Annotated in this window: 18 protein-coding genes; 9 read left to right on the top strand and 9 right to left on the bottom strand. The window is 70.9% G+C overall.

Features of this window, described 5'->3' with window-relative positions:
• The first annotated feature begins 6 nt into the window (after window positions 1–6).
• Entirely contained in the window at window positions 7–960 is a 954-nt protein-coding gene (locus tag H4W81_RS41415; RefSeq protein WP_192779781.1) for a pentapeptide repeat-containing protein, read from the top strand.
• A 64-nt stretch (window positions 961–1,024) separates the two neighbouring features.
• Here the strand turns inward: H4W81_RS41415 and H4W81_RS41410 are convergent, their stop codons facing one another.
• On the bottom strand, window positions 1,025–2,419 hold the full coding sequence (locus tag H4W81_RS41410; protein WP_192779780.1) for an NAD(P)H-quinone dehydrogenase: 1,395 nt from the start codon (window positions 2,417–2,419) through the stop codon (window positions 1,025–1,027).
• Window positions 2,420–2,550: 131 nt separating this feature from the next.
• Between H4W81_RS41410 and H4W81_RS41405 the strand changes: the two genes are divergently transcribed.
• Complete coding sequence (locus H4W81_RS41405; protein ID WP_192779779.1) at window positions 2,551–3,042, top strand: gamma-glutamylcyclotransferase family protein; 492 nt, start codon at window positions 2,551–2,553, stop codon at window positions 3,040–3,042.
• A gap of 57 nt (window positions 3,043–3,099) precedes the next feature.
• On the opposite strand, the gene H4W81_RS41400 is transcribed toward H4W81_RS41405, so the two are convergent.
• Window positions 3,100–4,392 carry an MFS transporter gene (locus H4W81_RS41400; RefSeq protein WP_318782403.1) on the bottom strand — a complete coding sequence of 431 codons (1,293 nt, stop codon included), beginning with the start codon at window positions 4,390–4,392 and terminating at the stop codon, window positions 3,100–3,102.
• A gap of 112 nt (window positions 4,393–4,504) precedes the next feature.
• Between H4W81_RS41400 and H4W81_RS41395 the strand changes: the two genes are divergently transcribed.
• The 4 genes from H4W81_RS41395 to H4W81_RS41380 are packed head-to-tail and all read left to right on the top strand — an operon-like array spanning window position 4,505 to window position 9,207.
• Window positions 4,505–5,464, top strand: a complete 960-nt coding sequence (locus H4W81_RS41395; RefSeq protein ID WP_318782402.1) for an Lrp/AsnC family transcriptional regulator — start codon at window positions 4,505–4,507, stop codon at window positions 5,462–5,464.
• Window positions 5,461–6,765, top strand: a complete 1,305-nt coding sequence (locus H4W81_RS41390) for a M20/M25/M40 family metallo-hydrolase (RefSeq protein WP_192779777.1) — start codon at window positions 5,461–5,463, stop codon at window positions 6,763–6,765. Before H4W81_RS41395 ends, H4W81_RS41390 begins: the two co-directional genes overlap by 4 nt.
• Window position 6,766: 1 nt before the next feature.
• Window positions 6,767–7,561, top strand: coding sequence for a purine-nucleoside phosphorylase (locus H4W81_RS41385; RefSeq protein WP_192779776.1), 795 nt, complete (start codon window positions 6,767–6,769; stop codon window positions 7,559–7,561).
• Window positions 7,558–9,207: a phospho-sugar mutase gene (locus H4W81_RS41380; protein ID WP_192779775.1), complete on the top strand. Its 1,650-nt coding sequence runs from the start codon at window positions 7,558–7,560 to the stop codon at window positions 9,205–9,207. The genes H4W81_RS41385 and H4W81_RS41380 overlap by 4 nt, the downstream gene beginning before the upstream one ends.
• Window positions 9,208–9,209: 2 nt before the next feature.
• Here H4W81_RS41380 and H4W81_RS41375 read toward each other — a convergent pair whose 3' ends face one another.
• The 6 genes from H4W81_RS41375 to H4W81_RS41350 form a co-directional block, all read right to left on the bottom strand.
• Window positions 9,210–10,034 carry a MerR family transcriptional regulator gene (locus H4W81_RS41375; protein ID WP_192779774.1) on the bottom strand — a complete coding sequence of 275 codons (825 nt, stop codon included), beginning with the start codon at window positions 10,032–10,034 and terminating at the stop codon, window positions 9,210–9,212.
• A 66-nt stretch (window positions 10,035–10,100) separates the two neighbouring features.
• Complete coding sequence (locus H4W81_RS41370) at window positions 10,101–10,706, bottom strand: PH domain-containing protein (protein ID WP_192779773.1); 606 nt, start codon at window positions 10,704–10,706, stop codon at window positions 10,101–10,103.
• The gene (locus H4W81_RS41365) at window positions 10,703–11,773 is read right to left on the bottom strand and encodes an adenosine deaminase (protein WP_192779772.1); all 1,071 of its coding nucleotides are present in this window, start codon (window positions 11,771–11,773) and stop codon (window positions 10,703–10,705) included. Before H4W81_RS41365 ends, H4W81_RS41370 begins: the two co-directional genes overlap by 4 nt.
• Window positions 11,774–11,923: 150 nt before the next feature.
• A complete protein-coding gene (locus H4W81_RS41360) occupies window positions 11,924–12,286 on the bottom strand; it encodes a cupin domain-containing protein (RefSeq protein ID WP_192779771.1) in 363 nt (120 codons plus the stop codon).
• A 4-nt stretch (window positions 12,287–12,290) separates the two neighbouring features.
• Window positions 12,291–12,929 carry an AMIN-like domain-containing (lipo)protein gene (locus H4W81_RS41355; protein WP_192779770.1) on the bottom strand — a complete coding sequence of 213 codons (639 nt, stop codon included), beginning with the start codon at window positions 12,927–12,929 and terminating at the stop codon, window positions 12,291–12,293.
• A 194-nt stretch (window positions 12,930–13,123) separates the two neighbouring features.
• Complete coding sequence (locus H4W81_RS41350; protein WP_225959040.1) at window positions 13,124–14,533, bottom strand: MFS transporter; 1,410 nt, start codon at window positions 14,531–14,533, stop codon at window positions 13,124–13,126.
• An 87-nt stretch (window positions 14,534–14,620) separates the two neighbouring features.
• Between H4W81_RS41350 and H4W81_RS41345 the strand changes: the two genes are divergently transcribed.
• The 3 genes from H4W81_RS41345 (at window position 14,621) to H4W81_RS41335 (ending at window position 16,974) form a co-directional block, all read left to right on the top strand.
• On the top strand, window positions 14,621–15,001 hold the full coding sequence (locus H4W81_RS41345) for a MarR family winged helix-turn-helix transcriptional regulator (protein ID WP_192779768.1): 381 nt from the start codon (window positions 14,621–14,623) through the stop codon (window positions 14,999–15,001).
• A 269-nt stretch (window positions 15,002–15,270) separates the two neighbouring features.
• On the top strand, window positions 15,271–16,089 hold the full coding sequence (locus H4W81_RS41340; protein ID WP_192779767.1) for an NmrA family NAD(P)-binding protein: 819 nt from the start codon (window positions 15,271–15,273) through the stop codon (window positions 16,087–16,089).
• Window positions 16,090–16,155: 66 nt separating this feature from the next.
• The gene (locus tag H4W81_RS41335; protein ID WP_192779766.1) at window positions 16,156–16,974 is read left to right on the top strand and encodes an MOSC domain-containing protein; all 819 of its coding nucleotides are present in this window, start codon (window positions 16,156–16,158) and stop codon (window positions 16,972–16,974) included.
• A 71-nt stretch (window positions 16,975–17,045) separates the two neighbouring features.
• Here the strand turns inward: H4W81_RS41335 and H4W81_RS41330 are convergent, their stop codons facing one another.
• On the bottom strand, window positions 17,046–18,323 hold the full coding sequence (locus H4W81_RS41330; protein WP_192779765.1) for a thymidine phosphorylase: 1,278 nt from the start codon (window positions 18,321–18,323) through the stop codon (window positions 17,046–17,048).

Below are 18,323 nucleotides of genomic sequence, written 5' to 3'. Positions count from 1 at the left end.
GCCCCGTTGCGCCGTTCGATCTCCTTAGCGCTCGTCACCGCCCTCATGGCGCTGCCCGTGGTGGTGGCCGCGCCGTCCGCGCACGCTCATGCGGGCCCGTGCCGGGCCGCCGACCGGGCGAACCTTCGCGGCGCCGACTTCAGCAAGGGACGCAGGCTGCCTTCCTCCCTGCGCTGCGCCGACCTGACCGGCGCGACGTTCGACGGCGTCGACCTCACCCAGAAGGACCTGACCGGCGCGATCCTGCGCGAGGCCTCGATGCGGCAGACCGACCTCGGGCAGGCCGTCGCGAAGTACGTCGACTTCAGGGAGGCCGATCTGCGCGGCGCCGATCTCGGGCAGATGCACGGCGACTACGCCGACCTGCGCGGCGCCGACCTCGTCGACGTCGGCGCGACGCAGGTGCGCTTTCCCCGGGCGAACCTCAGCGGCGCCAAGCTCACCAGGGCCTACCTCGGCCAGGCGGACCTCACGCTCGCCAAGCTCGTCGGCGCCGATCTCGTCGACGCCAAGCTCGGCCAGGCCAAGGCGCGCAGGGCCGACTTCACCAGGGCCAAGCTGCACGAGGCCGAGCTGATCTCGATCGAGGCTCCCCACGCGCTCTTCCGCGACGCGGACCTGCGGGAGGTGCGGTTCAGCTCCGCGGAGATGGACGGAGCCGAGCTCGCCGGCGCCAACGTCCATGACGCCGACTTCACCTTCGCCGACGATCTCGACCTGACCGGCGCGCGCGGCACGCCGAAGAACGTCCCCGACGACGCGAAGGGCTTCGCCACACCCACGCCTTCGCCCAGCGCGAGGGCGGAGCGTCCGGCCGCGTTCGACCCGCCGTCCACACCCGCGGGCGGTCCCGTGGTCTCTCTCGGGCTGGTCCTGGTGGTCGTCGGATCGCTCGGCCTGCTCGTCACGCTCGCCCTGTGGGCCGCGGCGGCCCGCCGTCCAGGGCCCTACCGCGCCTGAGCGCGGAGTCACCCGACGGCGCCTGAGCGCGCAGCCCGTCGGACCGCGCCCGCGCGCGGGGGCGTCAGATGCCGATGGCGGCGGTCGGCTGCATCAGGCGGCGCGCCGCCTCCGTGATGGATCCGGACAGCGACGGGTACACCGCGAACGTGTGGGCCAGTTGGTCGACCGTGAGCCGCTGCTGCACCGCGACCGACACGGCGAGGATGAGCTCGGAGGCCCTGGGGGCCACGACGACGCCGCCGAGCACGATGCCGGTGTGCGGGCGGCAGAAGAGCTTGATGAAGCCGTCGTTGAACCCCTGCATCTTCGCCCTGGCGTTGGTCGACAGCGGCAGCTTGACGACGTTCGCCTCGATCTCGCCCGCCTCGATCTGCTTCTGCGACACGCCGACGGCGGCGATCTCGGGGTCGGTGAAGATGGTGGAGGCGACGGTCGCGAGCCGCAGCGGCTGGACGGCCTCGCCGAGCGCGTGCCAGACGGCGATGCGGCCCTGCATGGCGGCGACGGAGGCGAGCATGAGCACGCCCGTGCAGTCGCCCGCGGCGTAGACGCCGGGAGCCGAGGTGCGCGACACCTTGTCGACCTGGATGAACCCGCCCCTGTCGAGGGTCACGCCGGCCTCCTCGAGGCCGAGGCCCGAGGTGTTGGGGACCATGCCGACCGTCATCAGCGCGTGGGAGCCCTCGGCGGTGCGGCCGTCCTCCAGGGTCACCACGACCCCGTCGGCGGTGCGCTTGACGGAGGCGGCGCGCGAGCGGCCCATGACGTTCATGCCGCGGCGCCGGTAGACCTCTTCGAGCACCTCGGCGGCGTCGGCGTCCTCGTTGGGCATCATGCGGTCGCGGGAGGACACCAGTGTGACCTCGGACCCGAGCGAGCGGTAGGCGCCGGCGAACTCGGCCCCCGTCACACCCGAGCCGATCACGATGAGGTGCTCGGGCAGCTCGTCGAGGTCGTAGAGGTGCCGCCAGGTGAGGATGCGCTCGCCGTCGGGCTCGGCGCCCGGCAGGATGCGCGGCGTGGCGCCGGTGGCGACTATGACGACGTCCGCCCTGATGGTCCGGTCGCCGGCCCTGACCACCTGCGGGTCGACCAGCCGGCCGCGGGCCTTGATGATCTCGACGCCCTCGGCCGCGACCCGCGCGCCGATGTCGGCGGACTGCGCCTGGGCCAGCTCCTTCACCCGCTTGTTGACCAGGGGCATGTCGACCTCGGCCGACCCCACGTCGCGGTCGGCCCCGCCGGAGTAGTGCACGCCGAGCGAGGGCGCGTCGAGCAACGCCTGCTTGCGGACCGAGGTCGCGATCATCGTCTTGGACGGCACGCAGTCGGTCAGGACGCAGGCGCCGCCCGGACCGTCCTCCTCGACCATCGTGACCTGCGCGCCCAGTTGCGCGGCCACCAGAGCCGCCTCGTAGCCGCCTGGTCCGCCACCGATGATCACGATCCTAGTCACGTGTCCCATTGTCCCGCATATGGAGACGTGACAACGAACCGGTTCCCGCCCAAGGGCTTCGAACCGACGACCGCGCTCCCAGGCGTGGCAGGATGGCGCGGTGGTGAGCACCACATGGCGAGGAGAGTGAGATGGGACGACTTCCTGATTCTCCGCAGAATACGGGCGGAACCAGGCTTTATGCGGCCTATGGCTCGAACATGGATCCCAAGCAGATGGCCATGCGCGCTCCTCACTCCCCCGTGCGGGGCGTGGGCTGGCTGCAGGGCTGGCGCCTGACGTTCTGTGGTGAGGGCGCTCGCGGGGAGGGTGCGCTGGCCTCCATCGTGGAGGAGCCGGACCATCAGGTGTTCGTCGTGCTCTACGACGTGCCCGAGTGGGATGAGGCCTCCCTCGACCAGTGGGAGGGCGCCAGCCGCGGCGTCTACCACAAGGTACGGCTGCGCGTGCAGACGCTCGACGGCGAGGTCCTCGCCTGGTTCTACGTCCTCGACAGCTACGAGGGCGGCCTGCCGTCCGCGAGCTACCTGGGCAGCCTGGCCGACGCCGCGGAGATGGCGGGCGCTCCCGACGACTACGTGAAGAACCTGCGCGGCCGTCCCTGCAAGTCGGACGGCACCTGACCGGGCGGCGCCGCGCCCGGCGAAGGGTGCGCCCGGCGACGGCCGGGCGCACCGTGATCAGCTCAGCGGCTGGTCCTTGGTCTCCTTCAGCGCGAAGACGTAGACCAGCGTGGAGACCAGCGCCAGCGCCGACATGTACCAGGGGAAGAGCCCCGAGTTGCCGGCGTCCTTCAGCGCGGTGCCGATCAGCGGCGCCGTGCCACCGAAGATGGCGACGGTCAGCGAGTACGGGAAGCCCGCACCCGACGCCCGCACCCTGGTCGGGAAGAGCTCGGAGTTCACCGCCGCGGAGATCGAGGTGAAGCAGCCGAGGAAGACCATGCCGATCATCTGGATGATCAGCAGGCTGGCGAAGCTGTTGGACAGCGCGCCGAGCATCGGCACCGGCAGCAGCGTGAAGGCCAGGCCGAAGGCGATCAGCATGGGCCTGCGGCCGACCCGGTCCGACAGCATGCCGAGCAGCGGCTGCAGCACCATGAAGAACAGCAGCGAGATGGTGCCGACCTGCAGCGACATCGCGGGGTCGAAGCCGACGTTCTGCTGGGCGTAGGTCGGCAGGAACGTCGTCCAGGTGTAGTAGGCGACGGTGCCGGCCACGGTGATGCCGACGATCATGGCCGCCTTGGTCGGGTAGCGGACCAGGAACTCGAAGAGCTTCGGCCGCTCGGCCTTGCCCTCCTGGATCTCCTGCGACACGGCTGACGTCTCGTCGGCGCCCTTGCGGATCCACAGGCCCACCAGGCTGATCACCGCGCCGATGACGAACGGGATGCGCCAGCCGTACGAGTTCATGTCGGCCTTGGACAGCATCGTGGCCAGCAGGGCGGCCAGGCCCGAGGCGAGGAGCTGGCCGATGGTCGTGCTGACGTACTGGAAGCTCGAGAACAGGCCCCTGCGGCCGGGAGGGGCCGACTCCACCAGGAAGGTGGTGGCGGCGGCGAACTCGCCGCCGACCGACAGGCCCTGGATGAGCCTGGCGAGCGTCAGGATGATCGGGGCCAGCACACCCGCGGCGGCATAGGTCGGGGTGACGGCCAGCAGCAGCGAGCCCGCGCCCATGAGGATGATGGTGAACGTCATGGCGGCCTTGCGGCCGAACCTGTCGGCGAAGGAGCCGACCAGGAGTCCGCCGAGCGGCCGCATGAAGAAGCCCACCGCGAAGATGGCGAAGGCGCTCAGCACGGGGACGAGGGGGTTGTCGTTCTCGGGGAAGACCTGGCTGGAGAAGTAGACGGCCAGGAACGAATACGCGTACCAGTCGTACCACTCGACGACGTTGCCGACGCTTGCTGCCAAAAGCTGGCGGCCCCGACTTCGGGGGATGCCGAGCGGCGAGCTGGTGATTGCCACCAGGGGGCTCCTTTGCTTCGGGGTGCGGAGATGGCTTACTGTGCATGCGGACGACCGAAACAGTCAAATGTCTGTTCATAAATTTACAAACCCGACATGGAGTCAGCCCCACGTGGACGTTCTCGGCCGGCGGCTGGTCGCCGCGCTGCAGGTCAACCCCCGCGCGTCGTGGGGCGAGATCGGCCGGGCCGTGGGCGAGCACGAACGCACGGTCGCCAGGCGGCTCCAGCGACTGATCGGCGACGGCGCGGTGCAGGTCACCGCCATCTACGACGACCTGCGCTCCGGGCACGGCAGCCCGGTCCACCTGCACGTCCAGGTCCGGGCGGGCACCGCGGCGAGGGTGGCCGACGCGCTGGCCTCCAGGTCCGACACCCGCTCGGTCTACTCGGTGACCGGCGCGGCCGATATCGGCGCCGAGCTGGTGGCCCCCAGCAGGGCCGCGCTGCACGAGATCCTCAACGTCGAGGTGCACGGCATCGACGGCGTCGCCGGCACGCAGACGCAGGTGGTGCTGCACACTTTCCGCACGGTGGCCGAGTGGCACGCGCCGTACCTCACCGACGAGGAGGTCGCGCTCCTGAGCCCGCCACGGCCCGACGTCACCCTCCCCGACCAGGACGGCCTGTCACCGCTGGAGAGCGAGGTCGCCGAGCTGCTCGTCGCCGACGGCAGGATCGGCTTCACCTCGATCGCCGAACGGACCGGCATCTCGGTGCCCACCGCCAGGCGCAGGGTGGCCTCGCTGCTGGAGCGGCGGGTGCTGCTGCTGCGCGCCGAGGTCGAGCCCTCGCTGCTCGGCCTCGACGTCGAGGCGCAGCTGTGGCTGCGGGTCCGCCCCCACGGCCTCGACCAGGTCGGTGAGACCCTCAAGAGGCATCCGGGTGTGCGCTACTGTGCGGCCACCTCGGGCACCTACACCATGCTGGTCCAGGTGGCGGTCGCCCACGAGGCCGACCTCTACCGCTTCCTGACCGAGGTCGTCGGTCCGCTGGACGACGTGACCGATGTCAACGTCACCCTCATCACCCGGGCCTACAAGCGCGGGTTCCTACGCAAGGAGCATTCATGACCCCTGCCGAACTGGAAGTCGCCGAGCTCTGCGCCGAGCTGATCCGGGTGGACAGCAGCAACTACGGCGACGGCAGCGGCCCCGGCGAGCGCGCCGCCGCCGAGGTCGTCATGGCGCGGCTGGCCGAGGTCGGCGTCGAGGCGCACTACAGCGAGAGCGCCCCCGGCAGGGGCAACGTGGTGACCAGGATCGAGGGCAGCGACCCCTCGCTTCCCGCGCTGCTGGTCCACGGCCACCTGGACGTGGTTCCCGCCAACGCGGCCGACTGGAGCGTGGACCCGTTCGCGGGCGAGATCCGCGACGGCTACATCTGGGGCCGGGGCGCGGTCGACATGAAGGACATGGACGCGATGATGCTCGCGGTCCTGCGCCAGATGGTCCGCGAGGGCAAGCGGCCGCGCCGCGACCTCGTGTTCGCGTGGGTGGCCGACGAGGAGGCCGGCGGCGTCTACGGCGCCAAGTACCTCACCGCCAACCACCGTGACCTGTTCGACGGCGTGACCGAGTCGATCAGCGAGGTCGGCGGCTACTCCCTCGAGGTCGATCCCGCCCTGCGCCTCTACCTCATCGAGACCGCGCAGAAGGGCCTGTCCTGGATGCGCCTGGTCGCCGACGGCACGGCCGGCCACGGCTCGATGCTCAACTCCAGCAACGCCGTGACCGAGGTGGCCAAGGCCGTGGCGCGCCTGGGCGCCCACGAGTGGCCGCTGACGCTCACGCCCACGGTGCGGCAGTTCCTCGCCGAGGTGTCGGACGCCTTCGGCCTGCCCTTCGACCCCGAGAACCCGGCCCCCGTGCTGGAGAAGCTGGGCCCGCTGGTCCGCTTCGTCGGCGCGACGCTGAGCCACACGACCAACCCGACCATGCTGAGCGCCGGGTACAAGGCCAACGTCATCCCCGGGCAGGCCGAGGCGGTCGTGGACGGGCGCTTCCTGCCCGGCTACGAGGAGGACTTCTTCAAGACCGTCGACGAGCTGCTCGGCCCGAACGTGCGCCGCGAGTTCGTGCAGCACGACATCGCGCTGGAGACGACGTTCGACGGCGCGCTGGTCGAGTCGATGATCGCGGCGCTGAAGGCGGAGGACCCGACGGCGCGGGCGGTGCCGTACTGCATGTCGGGCGGCACCGACAACAAGACCTTCTTCGCCGACCTCGGGGTGCGCGGGTTCGGGTTCGTCCCGCTGCGCCTGCCCAAGGACATGGACTTCGCGGGAATGTTCCACGGAGTGGACGAGCGGGTGCCGGTCGAGGCCCTGCAGTTCGGCGTGCGGGTCCTCGACAGGCTGCTCCTAAACTACTGAGATGACCTATGTTCAGGCCCAGGAGGCCGCCGCCGCCCTGAGGAAGGCCACCGACCTCGACGTCTTCGACGTGGCGCTCGTGATGGGGTCGGGCTGGGTGCCCGCGGCCGACGCGATCGGCGACCTGCTCGTCGAGCTGCCGGTGACCGAGCTGCCGGGGTTCAACCCGCCTGCGGTGGCGGGCCACGCGGGGAGGATCCGCGTCGTACGCACTTCCTCGGGACGGCATGCGCTGATCTTCCTGGGCCGCACCCATCTGTACGAAGGGCTCGGCGTCGGGCCGGTGGTCCACGGCGTGCGCACGGCGATCGCGGCGGGCGTGCGCACGGTCGTGCTGACCAACGCGGCGGGCGGGCTGCGCCCCGAGACGCAGAACGTCGGCGACCCCGTGCTGATCAGCGACCACATCAACCTGACCGGCGCCAACCCGCTGACCGGCGCCACCTTCATCGACCTCACCGAGGTCTACTCCAAGCGGCTGCGCGCCCTCGCCAAGCAGGTGGACCCGTCGCTGACCGAGGGCGTCTACGTGGCCTTCCGCGGCCCGACCTACGAGACGCCCGCCGAGATCCGCATGCTGCGCACGCTCGGCGGCGACATGGTCGGCATGTCCACGGTCCTCGAGGCCATCGCGGCCCGGGAGGGCGGCGCCGAGGTGCTCGGCATCTCGCTGGTCACCAACCCCGGCGCGGGCCTGGTCGGCGCCCCGCTCAACCACGAGGAGGTCCTCGAGGTCGGCCGCGCGACGGCCACCAGGATGGGCACCCTCCTCGCCAAGGTGGTCGACCGGCTATGAGCGCAGGAGCTCGCGGGGAGAGCGCCGCGATCACGGGCTCGCGGGAGCTCGCGCTCGCCTGGCTGGCCCAGGATCCCGACCCCGACACCAGGGCGGAGCTCTCCGCGCTCCTCGACGACCCCGACGCGCTCCAGGAGCGCTTCGGAGCCAAGCTGGAGTTCGGTACGGCGGGCCTGCGCGGCGAACTCGGCGCGGGCCCCAACCGCATGAACCGCGTCACCGTCATGCGGGCGGCCGCCGGCCTGGCCGAGGTGCTCGGCCCCGGCATGCACGTGGTGATCGGCTACGACGCCCGGCACAAGTCGGACGTCTTCGCTCGCGACACCGCCGCCGTCCTCGCGGGAGCGGGCCTGCGCGCCTCGATCCTGCCCGAGCCGCTGCCGACCCCGGTGCTCGCCTTCGCCGTCCGGCATCTCGGAGCCGCCGCGGGCGTCACGGTGACCGCCAGCCACAACCCACCCCGCGACAACGGCTACAAGGTCTACTGGGGCGACGGCTCGCAGATCGTGCCGCCCGTCGACGGCCAGATCTCGGCCGCCATCGACGCGGCGGGCCCCGTCGACGCGCTCCCCCTCGGCTCGTTCGAGGTGCTCGACTCCGCCATCGTCGCCGACTACCTGGAGGCGGTCACGCTGCTGCCCCTGGGCGAGGCGCGCGACCTGCGCGTGGCCTACACGCCGCTTCACGGCGTCGGCGCGACGGTCTTCGAGACGGCCATGCGGAAGGCCGGCTTCCCCGCCCCCGTCATGGTCGAGGAGCAGCGCGAGCCCGACCCCGACTTCCCGACCGTGGCCTTCCCCAACCCCGAGGAGCCGGGCGCGATGGATCTCGCGCTGGCTCTGGCCGCCAAGGTCGAGGCCGACCTCGTGCTGGCCAACGACCCCGACGCCGACAGGTGCGCCGTGGGCGTCCCGCTGGGCGACGGGACCTTCAGGATGCTGACGGGTGACGAGGTCGGCGCGCTGCTCGGCGAGCACGTGATCGCCCACACCTCCGGTGACAGGCTGGTGGCCACCACGATCGTCTCCTCGTCCCTGCTCGGCCGCGTCGCCCAGGCGTACGGCGTGCGGCACGCCGAGACGCTCACCGGCTTCAAGTGGATCATGCGAGCCGGCGAGGGCCTGATCTACGGCTACGAGGAGGCGCTCGGCTACAGCGTCGGCGGCGCGCACGGCCTGCCGGTCCACGACAAGGACGGCATCGGCGCCGCACTCACCGTCGCGGGCATCGCCGCGGCGGCGAAGCTCGACGGCCGCACCCTCCTCGACCTCCTGGACGACCAGGCCAGACGCCACGGACTGCACGCCACCTCGCAGCTGTCCTTTCGCGTGGCGGACCTGACGCTGATCTCCGCCGCCATGGCGAGGCTGCGGGCGACGCCGCCCGCGACCCTGGGCGGCAGGAACGTCGAGGCGTGGGACGACCTGGCCGAGGGTGACGGCGGGCTGCCGCCGACCGACGGCCTGCGCTACCGCCTGGCGGGCGGCGCGCGGGTCGTGGTGCGCCCTTCGGGCACCGAGCCCAAGCTCAAGTGCTACCTGGAGGTCGTCGTCCCGGTGACCGGAGAGGTGGCCGAGGCCCGTGCCGTCGCCGCCGCCGGCCTCGACGCGCTCAAGGCCGATCTCGGCGCGGCCCTCGGGCTCTGACCTCAGGCGCTCGCGATCTCGATCTGCAGCTCGTGCACCCACTCGCTCATGTCGGGCGGGCAGTGCAGGGAGACCTCGCGGGCCAGGCCGAGCGCCCGGTAGCCGTTCTCCTCGATCCAGTGGGCCAGTGTCTGGAACGTCGGCCCGACGTTCTCCATCGACCCCCGGTGGATGATGGTCGCCGCGGCCTCGATGCCGGGCAGGTCCACGACCTCGAAGTCGTGGACCTGGCCCGCGTCCGTGTCGAGGTTGACCGGGAACGTGGCGTGCACCAGCACCGTGCCGTCGTCCTCCGGCAGGTAGTAGGCGATGCCCGGCCCCTGCATCGGCACGCCCGCCGCGCCCAGCCTCTCGCAGATCCGCTGGTAGAGCGGCTGGATGACCGGGCTGATGTCCTCGGTGTCGTAGCTGGCCGCCCTCGCGCTGAGCTGGGCGACCCTGACCGGTGCGACCTTCTTGACCACGACTTCGGCGTCTTCCATGTAACCCTCCCGCTCGATCGTCCGGAGCCGTGCCTCCACCCCTCTCAACCTGGCCAGGTCGGCGGTGATCCGCGCCTCCAGCTGGGCGCGGCGCAGCCGTACCATGCCGTGCAGTTCCTCGGCGCTGACCTTGTCGTCGAGGATCGCGCCCACCTGGTCGAGGGTGAAGCCGAGATCCTTGAGCGCGACGACGCGGTTGAGCCTGGCCAGCTGTCCCGCCTGGTAGGAGCGGTAGCCGGTGACGGGGTCGATGTGGGCGGGGCGAAGCAGGCCAATGGCGTCGTAGTGGCGCAACATGCGCACCGACACCAGGCCCAGCCTGGCGAAGTCTCCGATACTGAACATGACTCCTCCAGGTCTACGGCCTCACACGGTGTCAGGGTCAACACCGCCGCCCCCGAGGCCAGCTCGTCAGGCGACGATGGCGACCACCACGAGGGCCAGCGCCGCGGCGCAGGCCGCGAGGGCGTCGGGCGCCCAGCTGACGCGGACGTCGCCCGGCTGCTCACGGCGGCGCTTGGCGTTCTCCGCTCGTTCGGTGATCTGCTCGGCCACCCAGTCGGCGTGCGTCTTGCCCGCCATCGCCTCCTGCGCCGCCCGCTCACCCTTGGACAGCGTCGGCTCGGTCGGGTAGCGGCCGCGCTGGGAGCGGGGGTGGCCGCGGCGGTTCGCCCTGGCGCGCTCGCGCGCCGAGGCCTGGGGTGTCCAGGCCCGCAGGACCCGGTCCCCGTGCGAGATGTTGATCGTGTGCGACACCTGCACGTCGTCGACCGACGCCCACGGCAGGAACGTGGTCCGCAACGGGTTGCGCACGCGCAGCCCGTCGTCGGCGACCACGGTGGCGGGGCGCAGCGCCGTGATGTAGACCAGCGCGGTCAGCACGCCCAGGACCGCCCCCGCCACCAGCGACGCCTTGCCGCTGTAGCGGAGGGTCAGGTCGAAGACGTTGAACACCACGAAGGCCACCCAGATCCAGCCGAGGACGAAGGCGGTCGACGCGCGGAAGGTCTGCTTCATGCCTGCCACTTGAGCTGCGCGAACCCGGGTTTGATCACGCCGTTGATGAGCGCGAGACGCTCGTCGAAGGGGATGAACGCCGACTTCATCGCGTTCACCGTGAACCACTGCAGGTCGTCCCAGCCGTAGTCGAAGGCCTCGACCAGCTTGGCGAACTCCTCGGTCACGCTCGTGGAGCTCATGAGCCTGTTGTCGGTGTTGACCGTCACCCTGAAGTGCAGGCGGCGCAGCAGCCCGATCGGGTGCTCGGCGATCGAGGGGGCGGCCCCCGTCTGCAGGTTGGAGGTCGGGCACATCTCCAGGGGGATGCGCTTGTCACGGACGTAGGCCGCGAGCCTGCCGAGCTTGGTGGACCCGTCGTCCGCCGCGGAGATGTCGTCGATGATGCGCACGCCGTGCCCGAGCCGGTCGGCGCCGCACCACTGGATGGCCTGCCAGATCGACGGCAGCCCGAACGCCTCGCCCGCGTGGATGGTGAAGTGCGCGTTCTCCCTCTGGAGGTACTCGAACGCGTCGAGGTGCCTGGTGGGCGGGTAGCCCGCCTCGGCGCCGGCGATGTCGAAGCCGACCACGCCGACGTCCCTGTAGCGTACGGCCAGCTCCGCGATCTCCATGGAGCGCGCCTGGTGCCGCATGGCGGTGAGCAGCGTGCCCACCTTGATGCCGGGCACCTGGCCGAACCCCTCCAACACCGCTTCCACGACCTGGTCGAGGCTGAGGCCCGTGGTGGTGTGCTGCTCGGGGGCGTACCGCACCTCGGCGTAGACGACGCCGTCGGCGGCCAGGTCTTCGGCGCACTCGGCGGCCACCCTGACCAGGGACTCGCGCGTCTGCATGACACCGACGGTGTGGTCGAAGGTCTCCAGGTACCGCACGAGCGACCCAGAGTCGGAGGCCTCCTCGAACCACTGCCTGAGGTTGTCGGGGTCGGTCGTGGGCAGCCGGTCGTAGCCCGTCTCGCGGGCCAGATCGACGATCGTCTCCGCCCGCAGACCACCGTCGAGATGGTCGTGGAGCAGCACCTTCGGCGCCCGGCGGATCTCGTCAGGAGTGGGTCGCTGGCTCATCTCGTCATCCTACCGCCACCAGCAAAAACATCGATCTTGCAAAGACTGCCAGAAACCCGCGCCGATTCTCGTGGCGCCTGTCGATGCGAGCCACCCCAGTTCGGCGGGGCGGGCGTGTCGGAGGTGCTCGCGTGATTCGCGGCCCCCGGTCTACCAGGGTTCGGGGTCGCGGTTGGCGGTGTCGGGGGAGAACGCCGGCAGGCAGACCGCGACGTACTCGGCGCCCTCGGGGCCCACGCTGTAGCGGATCTTCTCCCCCGGCTCCGAGACGAACGACTGCCCGGCCGAGACCTCGGTCGTCCCCTCGGCGTGCTCGATCACGACGCTTCCGCGCAGCACCACCGTGTACTCGGTGAACTCCGGCGTCTGCGCGGGCTCCTCCCAGCCGGGCGGCGCCGTCATGTGCGCGATGGAGACCGCCTCGTCGCCGCTGTTCACGCGGCCGATGTGTTCGTCGATGACCTTGCCGCCCGGGACCGGGATCCGGGTCGCTCCCTCGATCTTTCTCACCACGTGTTCAGTGTGCCACGTCGACCACGAGGCGGTCGGGAGAGGTCAGCTTCGCCACCGAGAACGGCGCCCGGTGGTCGAGCACGAGGCCGATGCCGACCACACCCTCGAAGTCGCCCGTCTTCACGACGTTCTGCACGTTCCCGAGACCGGCCTGGAAGATCGGGCCGCCGGTCCACGTGGGCTTGCCCTCGTCGGTGTGCGCGTTGGCTGGCTTGAGCGTGACCTGAAGGTAGGCGCCACCCCGCACGTCGATCGGTTCGCCCGAGCCGTCCTGGATGAGCTCGTCCACCCATCTGACGCTGTAGCCGGTGACGTCGCCGTCGAGGTCGATCACCACCCTGTCGAGGGGGCCGTGGTCGGCGAACCTGACCGCCTTGACCAGGACGGGCTCGCCCGGATCACCCTCGACCTCGACATCCTTGGTGTTCGTCGGGACCGGGAGGGCCGGGCTGGCCGGATCTGTGGGCGACGACGTGCCGTCCGGACTCGGGCTCGTCCCACGAGGGCTCGCGCCGGTCATGCCGGCTCCGGTCGTGCCCGCACCGCCAGGCGACGAGCCGGCCCCGCCGGGGGCCTGGCCAGGACCGCAGGCCACCAGGACGGCGAGGCAACCCACGATGGCGCCGACGCGCGAAAGCCGCATACCCCATTGCTTCCCTGCCCGCAGTGGCCCAAGCGCCCGACCTCCGCGCCATGCCGAACCGGCCTGCGAAAGGCCACACACGAGGACGCACAGACCACATGCGCCCGCGCACGCGAGGCTGCACGGCCGTACGGACCGATGACACGCGGAGACGCCGGCCTCCCCGGCAGGGAGACCGGCGCCTCGACGGTGGATCAGACCGTCTCGAAGACCTTGACGTCTTCGCGCTCGACCGCGGGAGCCTTGCGGAAGTTCAGGCCCGTCGCCGACACCAGCAGCCCGACCACCGCCAGGATCAGCGGGACCATGATCGAGCTCTTGAGCGAGTCGATGGTGATGGCGCCCTCCCCGCCGGAGGTCAGCACCGCGGTGACCACGGCCAGCACGACCGCGCCGCCGACCTGGCCGGAGGTGTTGAGCATCCCCGAGGCCAGACCCTGCTCGTCGTCGTGCACACCGTTGGTGGCCTGGATGTTGAGCGAGGGGAAGGACAGCGCGAACGCGATGCCCAGCAGGACCATGCCGGGAAGGACCAGGCCGCCGAGGCTCGGGTTCTCGTCGATGCCGAGGAAGAAGGCGTAGCCGCCGGCCAGCGCCGTCGCGCCGATCACGATGAGCCTGGCGGTGCCGAACCTGTCGGCGAGGTCGCCCATCTTGGTCGAGGTGATCGCGACGAGCAGGCCCGCGGGCAGGAAGGCGAGCGCCGTCTGCAGCGCCGACCAGTGGAGCAGGTTCTGGAAGTACTGCATGGCCGCGAACTGGAATCCGATGTAGGAGCCCATCAGGATGACCAGGCCCAGGTTGGCCCGGACGATCGGGGCCGAACGCAGCAGGCCGAGCCGTACGAGCGGGTGCTTGACCCTGAGCTCGGCGAAGACGAACAGGCCGAGCAGCGCGAACGAGAGCACCAGTGAGCCGATGGTGCGCGCCGACAGCCAGCCCACCTCGGGCGCGGTGACAACGGTGAAGACGAGCAGCAGCATCGAGGCGGTGATGAGGACGGCGCCGATCAGGTCGTAGCCCCCTTCGACCCGCTCCTCCTTCACCTTGGGCAGCACCTTGAGCGCGGCGACCAGCGCGATGATCGCGACGGGCACCGGCATCAGGAAGGTCCAGCGCCAGCCCAGCTCGGTCAGCAGGCCGGACAGCACCAGTCCGAGCGAGAAGCCGCTGGCCCCCGAGGCGGTGAAGATGCTCAGCGCCTTGTTGCGAGCGGGACCTTCGGCAAAGGTCGTCGTGATGATCGACAAAGCGGCAGGCGCGGTGAAGGCCGCGGCCATGCCCTTCACAAAGCGGGCGGCGATCAGCAACGTGCCGTCGTCCACGATGCCGCCGATCAGCGAGGCGGCGGCGAAGACTGCCAGCGCGACCAGGAAGACCCTGCGTCGGCCGAGCAGGTCGGCGGTCCTGCCCCCGAGTAGCAGAAGACCGCCGTATCCCAGCACGTAGCCGCTGACCACCCACTGCAGGGAAGAAGGAGAAAGGCCCAGGTCCGCCTGGATGGAGGGCAGCGCGACACCGACCATCGACACGTCGAGGGCGTCAAGGAACATCACAGCTGAGAGCACGACGAGCGCGCCCCATCGAGCAGAAGTGGAGGACATGAGGACAGAGACTACATGCATCTACATTTAATGCAACAGAATTTAATGTCGTTGCATGGGAGTTAACCGGATGGTATTCTCCGCGACATGAACGAGGAGGCCGTGGTCGCGGCCTGGCACGAGGTGCTGGCCAAACACGCGAAGACACTGTGCGCGCTGGAGCGGGAGCTCGGCGACAAGCACGATCTCGGGGTCAGCGAGTTCGAGGTGCTCGACCGCATCGTCGCCAGTGAGTGCAGGAAGTTCCGGGTGCAGGAGCTCGCCGACGAGGTGCACCTGAGCCAGAGCGCACTGTCCCGCGTCGTCGCCCGCCTGGAGAAGAGCGGGCTGGTCACGCGCGGGGTGTGCGACCTCGACCGCAGGGGCGTGTTCGTCTGCATCACCGACGAGGGCCGCGCCCGCCACGCCGCCGCCCGCCCCACCCACCGCGCCGTCCTCTCCTCCGTCTTCGCCCCCATCCCCGTCTGATCCTCCTCCTTCGCTCCCGTCTCAGCTGTCTTCTTCACGCGGGCGCGGAGCTTTCCGCCGTCCATCCCGTACGGCAAGCCCGCCTGGCGCCTCCGCCGATCACAGGGTCCCCTCCGCCGCGGGCGCTCCCCCAGCAGGACTCCGGTTGCCCGCCGTCACGGCGTCCGTTTTCGTCAACCCCAAAGTCACCGTGAATCGCGGAAGCTTCCTTTCCGCGATGCTTCCTACTGTTGCTTCTGACACCACAGACAGCGCTTAGGGAGCACGCCATGACCTTTCTCGTGACCGGGGCCACCGGGACCGTCGGCCGCCACATCGTCAGCCACCTCGTCGAGGCCGGACACCAGGTGCGCGCCCTCACCCGCGACCCCGCGAAGGCCGTCTTCCCCGAGGGCGTCGAGGTCGTCGCCGGTGACCTCACCGTGACGGACACCCTTGCGGCGGCCTTCGACGGCGTGACCGCCGCCCACCTGATCACCTTCGGCGGTGACGACTACGCGCCGCTGTCCAACGGCCAGGAGATCGTCGATCTGGCCGTCAAGGCGGGCGTGCGCAGGGTCACCGTGCTGGGCGGCTGGGACGAGAGCACGCTGGAGCCCGCGCTCAAGGCGAGCGAGCTGGAGTGGACGTTCGTGCACCCGACGGAGTTCATGAGCAACGCGCTCCAGTGGGCCGATGCCGTACGCGCCGAGGGGGTCGTCCGCGAGCCGTTCGGCGACGCGACCACGGCGATGGTGCACGAGGCCGACATCGCCGCCGTCGCGGCCACCGCACTGGTGGAGGACGGCCACCACGGCAGGACGTACGGCCTCACCGGGCCCGAGCGGCTGACCACCCGCGACAAGGTGCGAATCATCGGCGAGGCGCTCGGCAGGCCGGTCGAGTTCGTCGAGCTCACCGAGGACGAGGCGCGGGCGCGGATGGCGGCCGAGGGACAGCCGCAGGAGCTGATCGACTTCATGATCGACGTCTTCGGCAACGTCCCCGAGGAGCCGAACACCGTCAACTCGGTGGTCCAGGACGTCACCGGGCGCGCGCCGCGCTCCTTCGCCCAGTGGGCCCGGGAGAACGTCGCCGCCTTCCGCTGACCCGCCGGCCGGGAACAGGTCCGTCCTCCAGTATGGTCATGACACGCTGATCACAAAGGAGGACGGATGGGCGGGATCCTGGGAACCGTGGCGGTGGTGCGTCGCTACCCTGTGAAGGGCCTGCTGGGCCAGGACGTCGACGCGAGTGACGTCACCACGTCCGGTCTCGCCGGTGACAGGGGCCTGGCCCTGGTCGACGCCGAGACCGGCAAGGTCGCCAGTCCCAAGAACCCGCGCGTCTGGCGCGGCATGCTCGCCCTCAGCGCCGCGATCGAGCCCGGCGGGGTCCGCGTGATCCTGCCGGACGGCGAGAGTGTCCGCGCCGACGATCCAGGCGTGGACGAGGCGCTCTCGCGCGCCCTCGGCAGGAAGGTGACGCTCACCGCGACCCCGCCGGAGCGGGCGGCACTGGATCGGGCGGTGCCGGAGGAGGTGCTCAGCGAGGGCCTCACGGCCCGCGTGGCCGTCGAGGAGACCGTGCTGGGCGCGGGTGCCCCGCCGGGTACGTTCTTCGACTACGCGCCGCTGCACCTCGTGACCACCTCGGCGATCGAGGCCGTGGGTGTGGAGGCGGTGCGCTACCGTCCCAACCTCGTCATCAGGACGGCCGGCGAAGGGTACGTCGAGAACGGGTGGGCGGGCGCGGAGGTCGCGGTCGGCGACGAGGTCGTGCTGCGGGTGACCGTGCCGACGCCGCGCTGCGCGGTCCCCACGCTGGAGCACGGCTCGCTGCCCCGCGACACCTCGGCCCTGCGCATGCCCGCGGCGCACAACATGGTCGAGCCCATGCCCGGTTTCGGCCCACGTCCGTGTGTGGGCGTCTACGCCGAGGTGCTCCGCCCCGGTCGCGTCACGACAGGCGACACCGTCCGCCTCGTGCACTGACGTCGGCGAGCGTCGCCGCCCGCTTCCTGGACCGACGCCAGCGCTGCTTTGGAGGCGGACGGCGCCCGTGGTCAGGCGGTGACGCGCTCGATCACCAGTGGCAGCAGCGCGGGGTCGCTCGCGGGGCCGACCTCGTAGGCGCCGTCCAGTGCCGCCAGGGCCCGGTCGAACCGGGCGGTCTCGTCGGTGTGCAGGGTCATCAGCGGCTGCCCCTCCCGCACCAGGTCACCCGGTTTGGCGTGCAGCGTGACGCCCGCGCCGAACGACACGGGGTCCTCCTTGCGCGCCCGTCCGGCGCCGAGGCGCCAGGCCGCGAGCCCGACGCCGTAGGCGTCCAGCCGGGTGAGCACACCCGAGGCGGGGCAGGAGACGGTCATCGTCTCCGCCGCCCTGGGCAGGACGCCGTCGGGGTCCCCGCCCTGGGCGGAGATCATCCTGCGCCAGGCGTCCATGGCCGAGCCGTCCTTCAGCGCCTCGGCGGGGTCCTTGCCCGAGACTCCCGCGGCGTCGAGCATCTCCCTCGCCAGCCGTACGGTCAGCTCCACCACGTCGGCGGGACCGCCACCGGCGAGGACCTCGACCGACTCGGCGACCTCGAGGGCGTTGCCCACGGCCAGTCCCAGTGGCCGGTCCATCGCCGTCAGCAGGGCGACGGTCCTGACCCCCGCGTCGGTGCCGAGCGCCACCATCGTGGTGGCCAGCTCCCTGGCGTGCGCGACGTCCTTCATGAACGCGCCCGAGCCGACCTTCACGTCGAGGACCAGCGAGCCGGTCCCCTCGGCGATCTTCTTGGACATGATCGAGGAGGCGATCAGCGGGATCGACTCGACGGTGCCCGTGACGTCGCGCAGGGCGTACAGCTTCTTGTCGGCGGGCGCGAGACCCGAGCCCGCGGCGCAGACGACGGCGCCCGCGCCGCGCAGGACCGAGAGCATCTCGTCGTTGGACAGTGAGGCCCGCCAGCCGGGGATGGACTCCAGCTTGTCCAGCGTGCCGCCGGTGTGGCCGAGGCCACGCCCCGACAGCTGGGGGACGTAGGCGCCGCAGGCCGCCACCAGCGGGGCCAGCGGCAGCGTGATCTTGTCGCCGACGCCGCCCGTGGAGTGCTTGTCCGCGGTGGGCCGGTCGAGCATCGACCAGTCCATGCGCTCGCCCGTGCGGATCATCGCCTGGGTCCAGTCGGCGATCTCGCGCCGGTCCATGCCGTTCAGCAGGATCGCCATGGCCAGCGCGGACATCTGCTCGTCGGCGACCTCGCCGCGGGTGTAGGCGTCGATCACCCAGTCGATCTGCTCGGTGCTGAGCGCGCCCTTGCCGCGCTTGGTGACGATGACCTCGATGACGTCCAT

Origin of the sequence: Nonomuraea africana (genome assembly GCF_014873535.1) — a bacterium.
GTDB lineage: Bacteria > Actinomycetota > Actinomycetes > Streptosporangiales > Streptosporangiaceae > Nonomuraea > Nonomuraea africana.
This window is presented reverse-complemented; position numbering and strand designations above follow the sequence as displayed.